At 62.2% G+C, this 16991-nt stretch carries 11 protein-coding genes and 1 pseudogene; 7 read left to right on the top strand and 5 right to left on the bottom strand.

The window, feature by feature from the left end:
• Nucleotides 1–610: 610 nt before the first annotated feature.
• The 4 genes and pseudogenes from SLW74_RS25260 to SLW74_RS25245 form a co-directional block, all read left to right on the top strand.
• Nucleotides 611–2548: pseudogene (locus SLW74_RS25260) on the top strand (7TM diverse intracellular signaling domain-containing protein); the annotation flags it as partial.
• Nucleotides 2549–2853: 305 nt separating this feature from the next.
• Nucleotides 2854–4500 (top strand): acyl-CoA dehydrogenase family protein, encoded by a 1647-nt coding sequence (locus SLW74_RS25255; RefSeq protein ID WP_410930474.1) that lies wholly within the window; start codon nt 2854–2856, stop codon nt 4498–4500.
• Between the two features lie 93 nt (nt 4501–4593).
• Nucleotides 4594–6057: an AMP nucleosidase gene (gene amn / locus SLW74_RS25250; protein ID WP_065988354.1), complete on the top strand. Its 1464-nt coding sequence runs from the start codon at nt 4594–4596 to the stop codon at nt 6055–6057.
• A gap of 99 nt (nt 6058–6156) precedes the next feature.
• Nucleotides 6157–6789, top strand: coding sequence for a pseudouridine synthase (locus SLW74_RS25245; RefSeq protein ID WP_410930473.1), 633 nt, complete (start codon nt 6157–6159; stop codon nt 6787–6789).
• Between the two features lie 76 nt (nt 6790–6865).
• Here SLW74_RS25245 and SLW74_RS25240 read toward each other — a convergent pair whose 3' ends face one another.
• Together SLW74_RS25240 and SLW74_RS25235 are read right to left on the bottom strand one after the other, a co-directional pair.
• The gene (locus SLW74_RS25240) at nt 6866–7348 is read right to left on the bottom strand and encodes an Lrp/AsnC family transcriptional regulator (RefSeq protein ID WP_296315060.1); all 483 of its coding nucleotides are present in this window, start codon (nt 7346–7348) and stop codon (nt 6866–6868) included.
• 164 nt (nt 7349–7512) lie between these two features.
• On the bottom strand, nt 7513–8217 hold the full coding sequence (locus SLW74_RS25235) for a hypothetical protein (RefSeq protein ID WP_410930472.1): 705 nt from the start codon (nt 8215–8217) through the stop codon (nt 7513–7515).
• A 33-nt stretch (nt 8218–8250) separates the two neighbouring features.
• Here SLW74_RS25235 and SLW74_RS25230 point away from each other — a divergent pair, with 33 nt between their 5' ends.
• The gene (locus SLW74_RS25230) at nt 8251–8985 is read left to right on the top strand and encodes a DUF6515 family protein (RefSeq protein ID WP_366927183.1); all 735 of its coding nucleotides are present in this window, start codon (nt 8251–8253) and stop codon (nt 8983–8985) included.
• A 255-nt stretch (nt 8986–9240) separates the two neighbouring features.
• Here SLW74_RS25230 and SLW74_RS25225 read toward each other — a convergent pair whose 3' ends face one another.
• Complete coding sequence (locus tag SLW74_RS25225) at nt 9241–10146, bottom strand: cation diffusion facilitator family transporter (protein ID WP_065988350.1); 906 nt, start codon at nt 10144–10146, stop codon at nt 9241–9243.
• A 23-nt stretch (nt 10147–10169) separates the two neighbouring features.
• Nucleotides 10170–10595 (bottom strand): polyribonucleotide nucleotidyltransferase, encoded by a 426-nt coding sequence (locus SLW74_RS25220; protein WP_065988349.1) that lies wholly within the window; start codon nt 10593–10595, stop codon nt 10170–10172.
• Nucleotides 10596–11010: 415 nt separating this feature from the next.
• On the opposite strand from SLW74_RS25220, the gene hrpB reads away from it, so the two are divergent.
• Together hrpB and SLW74_RS25210 are read left to right on the top strand one after the other, a co-directional pair.
• Complete coding sequence (gene hrpB, locus SLW74_RS25215) at nt 11011–13542, top strand: ATP-dependent helicase HrpB (RefSeq protein ID WP_410930471.1); 2532 nt, start codon at nt 11011–11013, stop codon at nt 13540–13542.
• A gap of 195 nt (nt 13543–13737) precedes the next feature.
• Complete coding sequence (locus SLW74_RS25210; protein WP_410930470.1) at nt 13738–15801, top strand: TonB-dependent siderophore receptor; 2064 nt, start codon at nt 13738–13740, stop codon at nt 15799–15801.
• Between the two features lie 93 nt (nt 15802–15894).
• Here SLW74_RS25210 and SLW74_RS25205 read toward each other — a convergent pair whose 3' ends face one another.
• On the bottom strand, nt 15895–16989 hold the full coding sequence (locus tag SLW74_RS25205) for an endonuclease/exonuclease/phosphatase family protein (protein ID WP_410930469.1): 1095 nt from the start codon (nt 16987–16989) through the stop codon (nt 15895–15897).
• Nucleotides 16990–16991: the final 2 nt, after the last annotated feature.

The raw sequence follows: 16991 nt of genomic DNA, 5'->3' as shown, positions 1-16991 counted from the left end.
CCCTTGATTTTGCAGCGAGACATCTGACGCCTTCCCGGCTAAAGCCAGTCCTACAAGGGAACGCTGTGTTTCAGTAGGACCGGCTTCAGCCGGGAAGGCGCCAGTGTAAACACCATCAATTTTGCGGTGAGACATCCGACGCTTTCCCGGCTAAAGCCAGTCCTACAAGGGAACGCGGTGTTTTAGTAGGACCGGCTTCAGCCGGGAAGGGGCTGGTGCGTTCACCCTTGATTTTGCAGCGAGACATCTGACGCCTTCCCGGCTAAAGCCAGTCCTACAAGGGAACGCTGTGTTTCAGTAGGACCGGCTTCAGCCGGGAAGGCGCCAGTGTAAACGCCATCAATTTTGCGGTGAGACATCCGACGCCTTCCCGGCTAAAGCCGGTCCTACACGGGAACAAACCCGCCCCGCACAATGCGCAGATTTAGATGGTGTCACCGAGCTATCGGTCGCTATCCTGTGGCGCTTCATACATTCCGCCAGAAGAGTGAATGCAAGTGCGCTGCCCGCTGACCTATTCGACCGATACAGCGGTCGCTCGCCGAATTGCGAAGCCGTGCGATTTGCCCACGGCAGCTCGTGGACTTCATCAGTGCCAAGGCGGTGCCCCATGCGCCTGGTGCTGATCTTCCTGCTCTGCCTGTTGCCGATGTTCGCCAGCGCCGTCGATTTTGATGAAAAGACCCGCAGCCTGGCACTGGGGCGCGACACCCAAGTGTTCGAATACCCCACCGGCGATGCAACCATCCAGCAAGTCTCGTCCCCTGAGGGCGCCTCACGCTTCCAACCGCTTGCCGGTCAGTCGCTCAACGCCGGGTACTCTCGCTCCGCTTTCTGGCTGAAGGTGCGTCTGACGTATCGCCCCGGCAACCCGCTGGCGTCCGCCGACTGGCTGCTGGAAATGGCCTACCCGCCGATGGACCACGTTGATCTCTACCTCGGCGACGGCGACGCGCGACCCCGTCTGGCCTGGCAGACCGGCGACATGCTGCCGTTTGCCAGCCGGCAGGTTAAGCAGAACAACTACGTGTTCGATCTCAACCTGAACGCCCACGAAACCAAGACCGTTTACCTGCGCGTCGCCAGCCACGGCTCGGTGCAGGCGCCGCTCAATCTGTGGGCCAGTCACGCCTATATAGAAGAGCAGCCGTCGCGGCTGTACATCCTCGGCATGATTTACGGCGTGCTGGCGGTGATGCTCGTCTACAACCTGTTCATCTACCTCAGCGTGCGCGACACCGCGTACCTGTATTACATCCTCTACATCACCTTTTTCGGCCTGTATCAGGTGTCGGTCAACGGCGCGGCGATCGAGTATTTCTGGCCGGACAACCCGTGGTGGGCCAATACCTCAACCACCTTCCTCATCGCCGCCGCGATTCTGTTTGCCAGCCAGTTCACCCGTAAATTCCTGCAGACGCCGAGCCTCGGGCGCTGGCTGGACGTGCCGCTGCGGGTGATGATGGTTTGCGCCGCGGTGATCATGGCCCTCGCGTTGAGCATGGATTACGGCGTTGCGCTGCGCCTGGTGACCGGGCTGGTGTTGTTGTTCACGCCGGTCGTGCTGTTGATCGGGCTGGCGGCGTGGTTCAAGGGCCGGCGGGTCGCGCGGTACTTCATCATCGGCTGGTCGGCGTTCCTGATCGGCGGGGTGGTCAACGCGACCATGCTGCTGGGGCATCTGCCCAACACCTTCTGGACCATGTACGCCAGCCAGATCGGTTCGGTGATCGAGGTGGCATTGCTGTCGCTGGCGCTGGCCGACCGCATCAATGCCATGCGCGAGCGTGAGGCGCAGATCATGGCGGAATCGCAGCAGGGGCTTGAAACCCTCAACCAGCAACTGGCGGTGAGTAACCGATTGAAAGACGAGTTTCTGGCGACGCTCACCCATGAACTGCGCACGCCCATGAACGGCGTGATCGGTTCGCTGGAATTGATGCAGATGGACGCGGCGCAGAGCGAGATCGAGCTGTATCGCCAGACCGCCGCCGATTCGGCGCAAAGCATGATGGGCATCGTCAACGGCATCCTCACGCTGACCGAACTGCAAGCCGGTCGGGTGACTGTGCGTAGCGAGCCGTTCAGCCTGCGTCATGTGCTGTTTCAGCTGCGCAGTGGCTTCGAGCCGCTGGCCCGCAGCAAGGCGTTGGCGCTGAGTGTGGAGCTGGACGAAACGCTGCCGGACAGCCTTGAAGGTGACGGCGTCAAGTTGCGCCAGTGCCTGGAGTGCCTGCTGGACAACGCGATCAAGTTCACCAAAACCGGTTCGATCAGAATCCGCGTCAACGGCCAGCGCCCAGACGCCGAGCACGTGCGGCTGGTGATCGACGTCATCGACACCGGCATCGGCTTCAGTCGACTTGATGAAGAAACGCTGTACGCCAACTTCTTCCAGGTGGATGGATCGACGACGCGGGAATACGGCGGGCTGGGCATCGGCCTGGCGATTTGCCGACAGTTGATTGAATTGCAGGGCGGGCGCCTGAGCCATCAGTCCGAACCGGGCAATGGCAGCCAGTTCCGCTTGAGCCTGGATGTGCAGATCGCCACGCAATCGGTGTAGGAGCGTGGCTTGTCCCGCGATCGGCCGGGAACCGGTCGTCGAATCGGCGCATGCGGTGGATCAGGAGAAATCGATGCCAAGTGTGCTGCCGCTCCGCGCCAGATCGCGGGACAAGCCACGCTCCTACAGTTGATCTGCATCCATTCCGAGATCGTGCGCCCACAAGGCAAAACCGCCGTGATTTCGTCTTCTATGGCGCTGTCGCCGGGGCTGGGTGCGTGATTCACTAGGTCAGCAGCACAACCGCCCTGTGCTGCCCGGACCGGAGTCGCCTCATGGACCAGCCCATCAATCTGCATCAGTTCGCCGAGACCCACGAGGTCACCAATCAGCCGCCTTCTCTGGACGGCACCAACCTGTATCGCATCGACCTGCCGCTGCAGGAGTGGTCGCGACGTTTCGGAGCAGGCTGGGCACGGGACCGAATCGACGCCTATGGCGCGCTGGCCGGCGGCCCGTTGATGGAAGCGGGTTTTCTCGCCAACCAGAACAAGCCGGTGTTCGCCAGCCATGATCGCTACGGCCATCGCATCGATCTGGTGGAGTTTCATCCTGCGTACCACCAGTTGATGCAAACCGCCGTCGAGCACGGCATCCCGTCGCTGCCGTGGACCGATCCCAGGGAAGGTGCCCACGTCGCCCGCGCGGCGATGAGCTATCTGCACACCCAGGCCGAAGCCGGCAGCGGTTGTCCGCTGACCATGACCTTCGCCAGCGTCCCGGCCCTGCGCCTTCAACCGGACCTGGCCGAGATCTGGCTGCCGAAGGTCCTCGCCACCCACTACGACCCGCGCAACGTCGGCATCGCCCACAAGGCCGGCGCCACCATCGGCATGGCCATGACGGAGAAACAGGGCGGCACCGACGTGCGCGCCAACACAACGCGGGCCTATCCTGTCGGCCAGCCCGGGCCCGGTCAGGCCTATGAACTGGTCGGGCACAAATGGTTTTGCTCGGCGCCCATGTGCGACGCCTTTCTCACCCTGGCGCAGACCGACAAGGGCCTGACCTGTTTCCTGCTGCCGCGCCATCGCCCGGACGACACCCGCAACGCGTTCTACATACAGCGGCTGAAGAACAAACTGGGCAACTGGTCCAATGCCTCCAGCGAAGTGGAATTCCGCGGCGCCCTGGCGTGGATGGTGGGCGAGGAGGGGCGCGGCGTGCCGACCATCATCGAAATGGTGGCGATGACTCGCTTCGATTGCATGACCGGTTCCAGCGCGTTGATGCGTCAGGCGCTGACCCAGGCCGCGCACCATTGCGCCCACCGCAGCGTCAGTGGTCGCTTGCTCAGTGAGCAGCCGCTCATGCAAAACGTGCTCGCCGATCTGGCGCTGGAAAGTGAAGCGGCCCTCGCGCTGACCCTGCGCATGGGACGCTCGCTGGAGCGTCTGGACGACGGCCACGAAGCCCGTTTCGCACGACTGGTGACGGCGGTGGGCAAGTACTGGATCTGCAAGCGCGCGCCGGCCATGATCAACGAAGCGGCGGAATGCATGGGTGGTGCAGGCTATGTGGAGGACACCATTCTGCCGCGCCTCTACCGTGAGGCGCCGGTCAATTCGACCTGGGAAGGCTCCGGCAACGTGCAGTGCCTGGACGTCCTGCGGGCGTTATCCAAAGAACCGGGCGTGCTGGATGCGCTGTTCGATGAGCTTGGCGACGGTCATGGCGACACGCGTCTGGCCGCGCATATTCAGCAGTTGAAGCAGGCATTTCAGGACACCGGCGACATTCAGTACCGCGCCCGGCAACTGACCGAAGACATCGCCGTCGCGTTGCAGGCAAAGCTGCTGCTGGAAGCGGGCAATGCCGTGGTCAGCGACGGGTTTATCGCCGGACGCCTTGAGCGGCCGGGACGCGTCTACGGCGCCTTGCCGCGCGGGATGGATGTTCAGGCGCTGGTCGCGCGGTCATCGCCGCAGCTATAACGCGTCCATTGCCGCGTCGGCCACAGGCAACTCGTGCCTTCGTCATCTGTTGCAGGCAAGATATGCGCTTGCAAGATAAGAAGGATATGCATCGTGACCGAAGCTTTCATTGTCGTAGAAACTGCCGAACACGCCGTGGACCGGCTCGCTGAGCTGCACGCACGGGCAACCACCGCCTTGAGCCAGGCGCTCAAGCGCTACCTGAAAGACCGCGTCGAACCTACCGCCGCCGAGCGTCTGACGTTTCGCTACCCCGAACTGCGTCTGACCTATCACTGCCAGGGCGAAGTGCCGCTGACCACCCGCGCCTACGCCAAGGTTCAGCTGCCGGGCACCTACAGCGTCACCGTCACCCACCCGGCGGCGTTCCGCAAATATTTGCTCGAACAGCTTGTGCCGCTGATGAACGACTTCACCGTGACGGTGGAAGTGGGCGTCAGCGAGCAGAACATTCCGTACCCCTACGTGGTCGAGCAGGGCGATGAGCTGGCCGGTACCGGCGTCACCGCCGCGACCCTTGCGCGTGTCTTCCCGAGCACCGATTTGTCGGCGGCCACCGATGGCATCGCTGACGGTCTGTACGACTGGGCCAACACCGATCCGCTGCCGCTCGCGCTGTTCGACGCCGCCCGGGTGGATTTCTCGCTTCGCCGTCTGGTGCATTACACCGGCAGCGACTGGCGCCATGTTCAGCCGTGGATCCTGCTGACCAACTACCACCGCTACGTCGACCAGTTCATCGTGCATGGGCTGGAAAAACTGCGCGATGACCCGCGCTTCGTGAAGATGGTCCTCCCGGGTAACGTCGTCGTCGACAAGAGCATGGATTACGGCGAAGCCCAGGCCATCGTCTCCGGCGTGGTCTGGCACCGTTACCAGATGCCGGCGTACCACCTGATCGCCGAAGACGGCCATGGCGTGACATTGGTCAACATCGGCGTTGGCCCGTCCAACGCCAAGAACATCACCGACCACCTCGCGGTATTGCGTCCGCATTGCTGGCTGATGATTGGTCACTGCGGCGGCCTGCGTCAGTCGCAGACCATCGGTGACTACGTCCTCGCCCACGCCTACATGCGTCGCGACGGCATTCTTGACCGCGTGCTGCCGCCGAATATCCCGATCCCGGCCCTGGCCGAGGTGCAGTTGGCGTTGCAGGAATCAGCCGCCCAAGTCACCGGCGAACGCGGCGACGATCTGAAGAAGCGTCTGCGCACCGGCACGGTCCTGACTTACGACGATCGCAACTGGGAACTGCGCTGGGCTCAGGAGCGGCCGCTGATCAACCTGTCCCGCGCTGTTGCGGTGGACATGGAAAGCGGCACCATCGCTGCCCAGGGTTATCGCCTGCGGGTGCCTTACGGGACCTTGCTCTGTGTCTCGGACAAACCGCTGCACAGCGAGATCAAGCTGCCGGGTTCGGCCAACGCATTTTACGAGCGTGCGGTCACCCAGCATTTGAAGATCGGCATCGCCGCGCTGGACTTGATGCGCACGCAGCTCAACTCGCTGCATTCGCGCAAGCTGCGCAGCTTCGACGAACCGCCGTTCCGCTAAGGGCTCCGTTAAGGCGCTAGGCGTTCAACGAAAGGGCCACTAAAGTGGCCCTTTCTGTTTAGTGATCTTTTCTGTTCCCGTCATCTTTACCGGTTTCCCATGCCCCGCAATCAACGTCCTGATCCCCGCCGTCCTTCACCCGATCGTCCCGGTGCGCCTCGGCGTGTCGCCAAAGCACCGCCCGCCGAACCTCGGCTGATTCTGTTCAACAAACCCTTCGACGTGCTGACCCAGTTCAGCGATGGCGAGGGCCGGGCGACGCTCAAGGATTTCATCGAGATCCCTGGCATCTACCCGGCCGGTCGCCTGGACCGCGACAGCGAAGGCTTGCTGCTGCTGACCAACGACGGCCAGTTGCAAGCGCGCATCGCCGACCCCAGGCACAAGCTGGCGAAAACCTACTGGGTGCAAGTGGAAGGCGAGCCGACGGAAGAGCAACTGCAGAAGCTGCGTGACGGCGTCGAGCTGAACGACGGCCCGACCTTGCCTGCCCAGGCCCGGCAACTGGACGAGCCGGAACTGTGGCCGCGCAACCCGCCGGTGCGCTTTCGCAAAAGCGTGCCGACGAGCTGGCTGGAGTTGGTGATCAAAGAAGGACGCAACCGCCAAGTGCGCAGGATGACCGCAGCGGTCGGTCTGCCGACGTTGCGACTGGTCCGCGTGCGGATTGGCGACTGGTGCCTTGATGGGCTGGATCAGGGGCAGTGGCGGGAAGTGCCGGCGAAGCTTTGAGTGAACAGACAGGCCCTCGCGAAGCAAACGCAACCCCGGTCGCTCCCACAAAAACCTGTATCTGCGCCGGTGCAGCTCAGCCGCGTAAATGCACCAGCGGGAGTTCGGTGCTCGCCAGAACCTGATTGAGCACGAAGCTGGAGCGCACGCTGGTCACACCGTCGATGCGGGTCAGGTGGCCGAGCAGAAATTTCTGATAGTGATCCATGTCCGGGACGACGACCTTCAACTGGTAGTCGGCGTCGATACCGGTGACCAGGCTGCATTCCAGCACCTGCGGCAGGTTGCGGATGTGCTGCTCGAAATTCTCGAAGCGGTCGGGCGTATGGCGGTCCATGCCGATCAGCACGTAGGCCGTCAGGCTAAGGCCCAGCTTCTTGCGGTCCAGCAGCGCGACCTGCCCCACGATATAACCATCGTCTTCCAGCTGCTTGACGCGACGCGAGCAGGGTGAAGGCGACAGGCCAATGCGCTCGGCCAGCTCCTGATTGGAAATGCGCGCGTCCTTTTGCAGTTCGGCCAAAATACTCAAGTCATATCTGTCGAGCTTGCTCACCATAAGCGCCTTTATTGAATGGATTGCGCAGGATTATTAATCTGAAGTGAATTATTGCGCAAGTGGTGTTTTCATCAGCAATATTCGCAATCCTGTGTCGTCTCCCAAAGCCTATTCTTTTAACCAGAATCACTGCCCGGACACAGCGTCCAGCGCGGCCCGCCGAATCAGGCCAGCCGCGGTCTCCAACCCGACAGGGTTGAGCAGGCCACCGGGCTACGCACTGTCCAGAAGACGATGCGAGGTGAGCCGACGTCAAAAGCGTCGAGCCAGGACGAAGCATTCCAGAGAGGGCCATTGAGCCCTCTTTTTTTGTGCCTGCCTTTCAGCTCAGGCCGCAGTGGTGCTTCTACAGTTTCATCCGCCACGCTGATAGAGTGCGGCGAACGGCGCACCCGACTAGCAGTCCTATCAACAGGTATCCGCGCCGCAGTGAGGAAAGCATGAACACGCGCATCTGGCGTTTGGCAGGTGTCAGTCTCTTGGCCTTGAGCATCGGTGCTCAGGTGTGGGCCGACGACAATAATCAGCAGCAACAGCAACAGCAACAGCAACAACAGCAGCAGCGCCAACAGCAACAGCGCGGGTTCGAGATGCAGCGTCAGCAGCAGGAGAAGCAGCGCGGATTTGCCGACGATCAGCAGCGTCAGCAGCAACGCCAACAGCAGGCGCAGCAGCAGCAACAACAGCAGCAGCGGCAGCAGGAGCAGCAGGAGCAGCTGCAGCAAAACCGCCAGATTCAGCAGAACCAGCAAGAGCGCGCCAATCAGCAGCGCCAGCAGCAGGAACGCGAGCGCGACCTGCGCGACGATCAACGCCAACAGCAGCAACAGCAACAGCAACAACAGCGCCAGCAACAGCAGGATCAGCAACGACGCCAGCAAGAGCAGCAGCAACAGCGTCAGTTGCAGGATCGCCAAGGCGGCCTGCCGATTCAGGGTCGGCCGGACACAGTGGTTCAGACCCAGGAGCCGCGGCAGGGCTTCTACCGCGACCAGCCCCGAGACAACCGCTGGCGCGACGGCGACCGTCGTCCTGATAACGGTAACTGGCAGCCCGGCCGTCCCGGTGGTCATGGCGATGGTTGGGGTTCGGGCCCGCGCTATCGCCCGGGTTACGAAATCGATCGCATGCCGGGCGGGTATTCCCGCGTGCCGTATCGCGGCGGGGACTACTTCTACTCAGGCGGCTATTGGTATCGCCCACAGGGCCCGCGTTATGTGGTCGTCCAGCCCCCACGGGGTGTCCGCGTGCGCTATCTGCCTGACTACGCTCAACAGGTCTGGCTTGGCAGTGCGCTGTTCTTCGTCGCCGCCGGCACTTACTACACCTACGAGCAGAACACCCAGGAATATGTGGTCGCCGAGCCTCCCCAGAACGTCGAACCGGTGTACTCGCCGCAGCAGCCGCAGCCCGTTCAGCAGGCCGCGAATCCCTATGACGTTGTCGCCTATCCGCCCGAAGGCAAGCCGCAACAGGAAATCGAACAGGACCGCTACGACTGCTACCGCTACGCCGTGCAGCAGAGCAATTTCGACCCGGCAGGCGCGGCCTTTCAGCCGGCACCGGAAGTGCTGGGTGTCTACCGTCAGGCGATGGCCAGTTGTTATGCAGGGCGGGGGTATAGCATTCAGCAGTGAGTGCGGGATGTAGCCTGGGATGCACAATGCGCAGCGCACTGTTTTTGTAGGACCGACTTTAGCCGGGAAGACGCCGGGGTGCACACCATCAGATTTGCAGTGTGAGAACCGACGCCTTCCCTGCTAAAGCCAGTCCCACTAAGTACACACCGATAGTAGGACCGGCTTCAGCCGGGAAGAGGCCAGTGCGAGCGCCATCAGATTTGCGGTATGACACCAGACGCCTTCCCGGCTAAAGCCGGTCCTACCACCGTCTCAATTCAAAACCGGTCCATCCTCACGCCCCACCACTTCCTGCGGATCCGCGTGCACCAGCACTTCGGCCTTGGGGAATTCGTGCTGAATTGCCGCTTCCACCCGCTCGCACAAATCGTGCGCCACCGACAGCGTCAGCGTGCCCGGCAACTCCAGGTGCAGCTGCACAAACCAGTGATTGCCCGAAATCCGCGTGCGCAGGTCGTGGGCACCCAGCACACCCGGCACGCCTTGGGCCAGCTCGAGCATTTTTGCGCTGACATCGACCGGCAGCTCAGCGTCCATCAGCACTGACACCGTTTCTCGGGCAATGGAAATCGCGCTCCACAAAATGTAGAACGCGATGGCCAGACCGAAATAAGCGTCCAGCTGGGAGTAACCGAAATAGGCCAAGCCCAGCGCCAGCATGATGCTGAAGTTGAGCAGCAGGTCAGAGCGATAATGCAGGGAATCGGCGCGGATCGCCGCCGAACCGGTTGCCTTTACCACGCGGTGCTGCAACATCAGCAAGGCAATCGTCAGACCAATCGACAACACCATCACCAGCAAACCCAACCCGGGAGCGCCGAGGGGCTGAGGGTGCTGGATGCGGTCCACCGCCTGAAAGCCGATCAAAAACGCACTTACCGCGATGAACAGCGCCTGGGCCATGCCCGACAACGCCTCGGCCTTGCCGTGGCCATAGCGATGATCATCGTCGGCGGGACGCAGCGCGTAATGCACGGCCAGCAGATTGAGGAAAGACGCCGCGCCGTCGAGCATCGAGTCCGTAAGGCCGGCCAGCAGACTCACTGAGCCGCTGAGCCACCACGCAACCGCTTTGGCAACGATCAGAATGCTCGCCACGGCAAGCGAGGCGCGGGTTGCCAGACGCAATAAGCGGGCGTGTTCGGGACTGGTGCTCATGGCGCTTCCTTTAAATCACAGACTCAAGCGGACGGTACAAGGCCCAGGGAGGCAAGCTGCTGGGTGCTGCCTTTGTGCTGGATCAGACGAGGATCATCCAGCGGCAGGGTACGGCCGAGCTCTGTTTGAATGATGGCTTGCAGCTTGGCGTTGTCGACGGTGCCGTCAGTGCGCACCGCCGGTTCAAGCTTTTGCGGATCGATCTGAGCGTGAGTGCCGCCTGGCAGATAGATCGCGCCAGTGGCGAAGTCCACGCCGAACGCGATCACGCCGGGAATGATGTAGAACAACAGGCCGATGGCGTCGAGTATCACGATCGCCGGGTCCATTCGCCCGCTGCCCTGAATCTGGCCGCGACGATCCGGGTAGAAAATACTGCCGCAGGCAGTCAGTTGCGTCAGCAGGGTGGCGACCAGAACACCGCCAATCAAACGGGATGGAATGCGCATGGGGATCTCCTCAGAAGAAGGCGCAACTATACAAGGCAAATGCCTAATCAATAAGAGTATCCGTGTGGGAAGACAGTTCGTTGAAGGCAGATGAGCGAAAGCTGATTTCGAGCTGGATTCCGCGCCTGTTCAGGATCCATTAAGCAGGTCATGGGCGAGGGCATCGATTTCGAGAATTCGCCGGCGAGGGTTCTGTGATAAATTTGCGTCGCTGCCCTAGCACCTCCACTCCCGGGCTTTTGAAACGGTGATGAGACTAGGTTAAGTTGTGGCCCCGCTTGCGGGGCTTCCTTGTTTCCGGCGTTTGAGAATCGGCAGCACGCTGTTCTCTGGCGCCCTTCGCAAACGCATCCCCACACAGGCTGGGGGCCTGCGATGCTCGTGGGTATACTCCCCGGCTGATCTGGGAGCCACCATGAATTCTTTGCCCATCGAAGCCGTTCTCCCTGCCTTGCGCCAGGCCCTTGCCGACCGGGATGAGGCCGTGCTCGAAGCGCCGCCGGGCGCAGGCAAGACCACCCGGGTGCCGCTCGCGCTTTTGCACGAGTCGTGGCTGGGTGGACAAACGATCCTCATGCTTGAGCCACGGCGTCTGGCTGCTCGTGCTGCTGCTGAAAGACTGGCGAGCGAGCTGGGGGAGGGCGTCGGCGAGACGGTGGGTTATCGGATTCGCCTGGACAGCAAAGTCGGCCCCAACACGCGCATTGAAGTGGTCACCGAGGGCATTCTCACGCGACGCTTGCAGGAGGACCCTTCGCTGGAAGGTGTCGGCCTCCTTATTTTCGACGAATTTCATGAAAGAAGCCTCGACGCCGATCTCGCGCTGGCGCTAAGCCTGAACGGTCGCGCGCTGTTTCGTGACGAGCAGCCGCTGAAGATTCTGCTGATGTCGGCGACGCTCGAAGGCGCGCGGCTGTCGAGCTTGCTCAACGATGCGCCGGTGATCAGCAGCGAAGGGCGCATGTTCCCGGTGTCTATGCAGTGGGGGCGGCCGTTTCAGCCGGGGGAGTTCATCGAGCCGCGGGTGGTGCAGACCGTGCTCGATGCGCTGGGCAGCGAGTCCGGCAGCGTGCTGGTTTTCCTGCCGGGGCAGGCCGAAATCCGTCGGGTCAATCAGCAGCTGATTGAAGCGGTGGGCGATCGCAGCGACGTGCTGCTGTGTCCGCTGCATGGCGAGCTCGACCTGAGCGCTCAGCGCGCGGCAATCGAACCCGCGCCCAAGGGGAAACGCAAAGTCGTGCTGGCCACCAACATCGCCGAGACCAGCCTGACCATTGATGGCGTGCGGGTGGTCATCGACGCGGGGCTGGCGCGGGTGCCGCGTTTCGATCCTGGCAGCGGCATGACGCGCCTCGACACCCAGCGGATTTCCCGGGCCAGCGCCACTCAGCGGGCGGGTCGGGCAGGGCGGCTTGAGCCGGGCGTCTGTTATCGGCTGTGGTCCGAGGCTCAGCACGATCAATTGGCGGCCTACGGCGCGGCGGAAATCCTTCAGGCCGACCTCGCCGGCCTGGCGTTGCAACTGGCGCGGTGGGGCGTCGAACCGGCGCAGCTGACGTGGCTGGACCTGCCGCCTGCCGCCGCGTACGCCCAGGCGCAAGACCTGCTGGCTCGGCTGGGCGCTCTGACGCGCAAGCCGGGCGAAGACTGGAAACTCACGCCTCACGGCCAGTCGATGGCGGAGGTGCCCGCGCATCCACGCATCGCCCATTTGCTGCTGCGCGGTCACGAACTGGGTCTGGGACCACTGGCGTGCGACGTCGCAGCGTTGCTGGGCGAGCGCGACATTTTGCGCGGCGCCGGTGCCGATCTGCACAGTCGGCTCACGTTGCTGGCGGGGGCAGAACGCGCCGCGAAAGGCGCACAGGGCGGCGTGCAGCGAGCGCGGCAGTTGTCCCGCCAATATCGGGGTTATCTGAGGGGCGCGGCCCGGAAACCGGTCGTCGATCCTGATCACCCGCGCTGGCTCGGCGCGCTGCTGGCGCTGGCCTATCCCGATCGCGTCGCACAACAACGCCGTGCTGGCGGCGCGGAGTATCGACTCGCCAACGGCCGTGCCGCCTTGTTCGCCGAGCCTGACGCATTGATGAAACAGCCGTGGCTGGTGGTGGCCGACCTGGGCAGCCGCCAGGGCCAGCGCGAGGAGCGTATTTATCTGGCCGCCGAGTTCGATCCCGACCTGTTCAACACAGTGCTCGCCGAACAGGTGACGCAGTTCGATCAACTGGATTGGGACGAGCGCGAGGGCGTATTCCGCGCCGAACGTCAGCGCAAGGCCGGTGAACTGATCATCAGCCGCGAGCCGCTCACCGGGCTGGACGATTCAGCACGGGGGCAGGCGTTGCTGGCGCTGGTGCGGCGCAAAGGGCTGGAGCTGCTGCCATGGACACCGGAGCTGCGCCAGTGGCAGGCGCGAGTCGGCCTGTTGCGTCAGATGGATCTCCAAAAGCTGAGCGAAAGCGAGTGGCCGGACGTGAGCAACGATGGCTTGCTGGCGACGCTGGAGCACTGGTTGCTGCCGTACCTGGGCAAGGTCACGCGACTGAGCCACTTTGGCAATCTGGACCTGTCATCGATCCTCCACAACCTGCTGCCATGGCCCTTGCCCCAGCGGCTCGACGAACTGGCGCCGCATCACCTGACCGTGCCGTCGGGTTCATCGGTGCGCCTGGATTACAGCGAGTCCCCGCCCATTCTGGCGGTGCGCCTGCAGGAACTCTTCGGCCTGGCCGACACCCCGCGCATCGCCAACGGCCGGCAGATCGTCAAGCTGCACCTGCTGTCCCCCGCACGCCGCCCGGTGCAAGTCACCCAGGACCTCGCCAACTTCTGGCGCAGCACCTATGCCGAGGTGAAGAAGGATTTGAAAGGCCGTTACCCGAAGCACTATTGGCCGGACGATCCGTTGATCGCCGAACCGACCGCGCGGGTGAAGCCGAGGAAGTGATCGGCTGCACAAAGGCATGACCCCGAGCGGATCAAAAAAAACTTCAGCAGCCATGTGAGGTAAATACGAGTTCAACCCGTGTAATAGTAACGAATCGCATTAGCGTTCTTTTCATTACGGAGTCAGCTCGTGGTCAAGCTCTTTAACCGGACTCATGCATCGGTCCTGCTGTGTTCTGCCCTACCTGGTCTTGCAATGGCCGCTCAGACGGTTACCGAGCTGGCGCCCAGTGTCATCCAGTCCACACGCGATGCAGCTGACGGCTCGGGGAGCTATACGCTTTCTGAAGGGAGTACGGCCAGCAAGACCTCCACCCAGAATCGGGATGAAGCACAGACCGTCAACACGGTCACTGCGCAAACCCTGGATGACTACCAGGTCAAAGACCTCAACGACGCCATGCGCTTTGTCAGTGGGGTGTCCCAGACGAATACGTTGGGGGGCACGAAGGACGCTGTCATCAAGCGCGGATTTGGCAGCAACGACGACAACTCCATTTTGCGGGACGGGGTGCGCTCGGCGATCGGCCGCAATCTCGGCGCCACCACCGATCACGTAGAAGTGCTGAAAGGCCCGGCATCGCTCATGTACGGCGCGCTGGAGCCGGGCGGGCTGATCAATGTGATCAGCAAGCAGCCGCAGTTCACCCAAAGCACGACTCTGACCGGGTCTGGTTACAGTGAAGGCGGCGGGACGTTTGGTCTGGACACCACTGGGCCGCTGGGCGATACCAACCTGGCTTATCGGCTGGTTGCCGAGCGCTCCCACGAGGACTACTGGCGTAATTATGGTGTCGATGAGCACACGCTGATTGCGCCATCGATCGCCTGGGTGGGCGACCGCGCCAGTTTCTCGCTGGCCTACACCTACAACGATTACGCGAGCCCCTTTGACCGCGGCACCGTGTTTGCCAATGGCCACCCCGCCGACATCAGTTACCGCGACCGTCTGGATGAGCGCTGGGCCAAGACCGTCGGCATCAGCCAAAGCACCACCGCGAAGTTCGAGTACCAGCTCAATGACGCCTGGCGAAGCCGGTTGACGTATGGATGGACCGAGGATCGTTACAGCCTGGCGATTGCACAGCCGAGCACCTTGAAAGGCGACACCCTGCGCCGGATTGCCAACGGCGGGCACTATGATTATGAGAGCCGCTATACCGCTCTGGACTTCATAGGCGATCAGCAGTTGTTCGGCCAGAGGCATGAGATCGTCGTTGGGGTGGACAACGAGTCGCTGGATAAATACCGCGGTAAAACCTATCGCAATGCCAGCAGCACCACCGGCAACCTCAACATTCAGGACCCCACCTACGGCAATCTGGCTGAGCCTTCGACGGTCAGCGCGGTCCAGAGCAACGCCGAAAATAACCTGGTCACTACCTCGGCATACTTCAAGGACAACTGGCACCTCAATGATCGCTGGATTCTGGTATTCGGGGGGCGTCAGGAACACTGGGATCAATACAGCGATCAGGGGCTGGGCAGTTCGTACGCACCGGGCGCCGACTCCAACGGCGACAAGTTTCTCCCTTTTGGCGGCGTTGTTTATCAGCCGGCCGACAACGTTGCGCTCTACGCCAACTACAGCCGTTCCTTCGTGCCTAACGATGCTGACGACGCGGGCAACAGCTTCAAGCCTACCGAAGGGCGCAGCTACGAAGTCGGCATCAAATACAGCCCGGTCCAGGCGCTCAATGTGAACCTGGCCGTGTATGACATCGTCAAGAAGAACCTTGTGAACAGCGTGCTGCAAAGCAACGGCGACAGCATCGACGAAGCGGTGGGGAAGGCCCGCTCACGAGGGGTTGAGCTGGATGTGACCGGAGAGATAGCGCGTAACTGGAGCATCATTGGCACCTACGCCTACGACCACACGGAAGTGCTGAAAAACCAGGAATCACCCGAGCAGGAAGGCAACCGCTTGCCCAATGCGCCGATGCATACTGCGAGCCTGTACCTCAGCCATCAACTCGCACTGCCTGCCGAAACCGGTAAGTGGCATGTCGGTGCAGGTGCCCGATACGTCGGAGAGCGGCCGGGGGACGACGCCAACAGCTTCTGGCTGGACAGCTACACAACGGCCGATGCCTTCGTGCGCTGGGATTTGCCCACCCATGACTACAAGACCAGCCTGCAGTTGAACATCGACAACCTGTTCAACAAGGAATACTACCCGGCCACCACGGGCAGCAGCACGCTCCAGGTCGAGGAGGGGGCGCTCCGAACCGCGCGGCTGACGGCCAGCGTCACGTTCTGATGGCAGCGACCGGTGCCGGGCAATCCGGCACTGGTCTGTTCAGATCAAGCGCCCCTGCCATGCACCTGGGAAGCAGGCTTTAGAGGCGCTTTTCTACTCGACCTTCGCCGGTACCCTGAATCGCGCAATCACCGGCATGTGATCAGAGATCAACAGGGTATCCGCCTGCCTCACCCGCGCCTCCACCCGCTTCAGCTTCGGGCTGTAGAACAAAAAGTCCTGCGTCCGGTCCGGGCCGCTGATGCTCGGGTCGTTGGGGAAGCGGGTATACCACGTGCGACGATCCTCACCGGCTACGTCTTCATTGCTCGGGATCATCGGGAAGCTTTCCCACAAGCTGCGCAGCTCGCTCTCCGCCGAATACGGCGCGCGCTGTCCGGCAGGCAGTCGCTGATATTGCCCCTGCGGCAGTAGATTGAAATCGCCACCGCTTATCCACAGCGTCCCGTTCTGCTCGAAGGCTTGTTGCAACTGACGAACCGACGCTGCTTGCCGCTGTTGCACGTCGCCGCCCGATTCGGCATCGCTTAAATGCGTATTCGTCACTGCCAGGCGCCCGCCATCTTTGAGCGGCAGGTAGCTGACCAGTAGCGCAGGCTGGGGTTGAAACAGTCGGCTAATGAAATGGCCTGGCGGCGAGGGCAGTTGCAGGCGTTCGGCGCTGTCCATCTGGTAGCGGCTCAGCGTTGCCAGCTTGCGGCCGACACTGCCGAAGATGTGTTGATCCGGCACGAAGTCGGACCTCCAGTAAAACGCCTCGCTGCTGCACGGGTACAGGTCGGCGACCCGCGCCTGGAGCAGGGCCAGTTGATTGCCGTAGTCGGTGTTCTTCGCGCCGTCGTCGACTTCCTGCAGCAAGACGATGTCCGGCTGCTCATCGCGGATAACCCGTGCGACTTCATCGAGGTTGTAGGCCAGGTCTTCTGGCGTTGGCCGCTCATCCGGGCCGCTGCCGTCGGGCAGGTCGTACCAGAAGACATAACGTTTGCCGGCCAGGTATTGAATGTTCCAGGTCATCACTGTGAGCGTCTGACCCGGCGCCAACACCGGTGGCTTTGCGTCCATCGCGTTGCAGGACACCGCCGCGTTTTCGTATCGGGCAGGGTGCCAGGTCACGTCATACAGCAGTATCCCGAACAGCCCGGCACACACCGCGAGGTAAAGCAGATACCGCGTCGGGCGTGCCATCT

This window comes from Pseudomonas sp. W5-36 (genome assembly GCF_046540455.1).
Taxonomy (GTDB): Bacteria; Pseudomonadota; Gammaproteobacteria; order Pseudomonadales; family Pseudomonadaceae; genus Aquipseudomonas; species Aquipseudomonas graminis_B.
The sequence above is the reverse complement of the archived record's forward strand: the minus strand, read 5'-3'. Positions and strand labels throughout refer to the sequence as shown.

Excerpts from the sequence above, each read along its gene's own strand:
- SLW74_RS25205 (WP_410930469.1), bottom strand. The coding sequence starts at position 16,989 with ATGGCACGCCCGACGCGGTATCTGCTTTACCTCGCGGTGTGTGCCGGG.
- SLW74_RS25245 (WP_410930473.1), top strand. The coding sequence starts at position 6,157 with ATGCCCCGCAATCAACGTCCTGATCCCCGCCGTCCTTCACCCGATCGT.
- SLW74_RS25210 (WP_410930470.1), top strand. The coding sequence starts at position 13,738 with ATGGCCGCTCAGACGGTTACCGAGCTGGCGCCCAGTGTCATCCAGTCC.
- SLW74_RS25240 (WP_296315060.1), bottom strand. The coding sequence starts at position 7,348 with ATGGTGAGCAAGCTCGACAGATATGACTTGAGTATTTTGGCCGAACTG.
- SLW74_RS25220 (WP_065988349.1), bottom strand. The coding sequence starts at position 10,595 with ATGCGCATTCCATCCCGTTTGATTGGCGGTGTTCTGGTCGCCACCCTG.
- SLW74_RS25225 (WP_065988350.1), bottom strand. The coding sequence starts at position 10,146 with ATGAGCACCAGTCCCGAACACGCCCGCTTATTGCGTCTGGCAACCCGC.
- hrpB (WP_410930471.1), top strand. The coding sequence starts at position 11,011 with ATGAATTCTTTGCCCATCGAAGCCGTTCTCCCTGCCTTGCGCCAGGCC.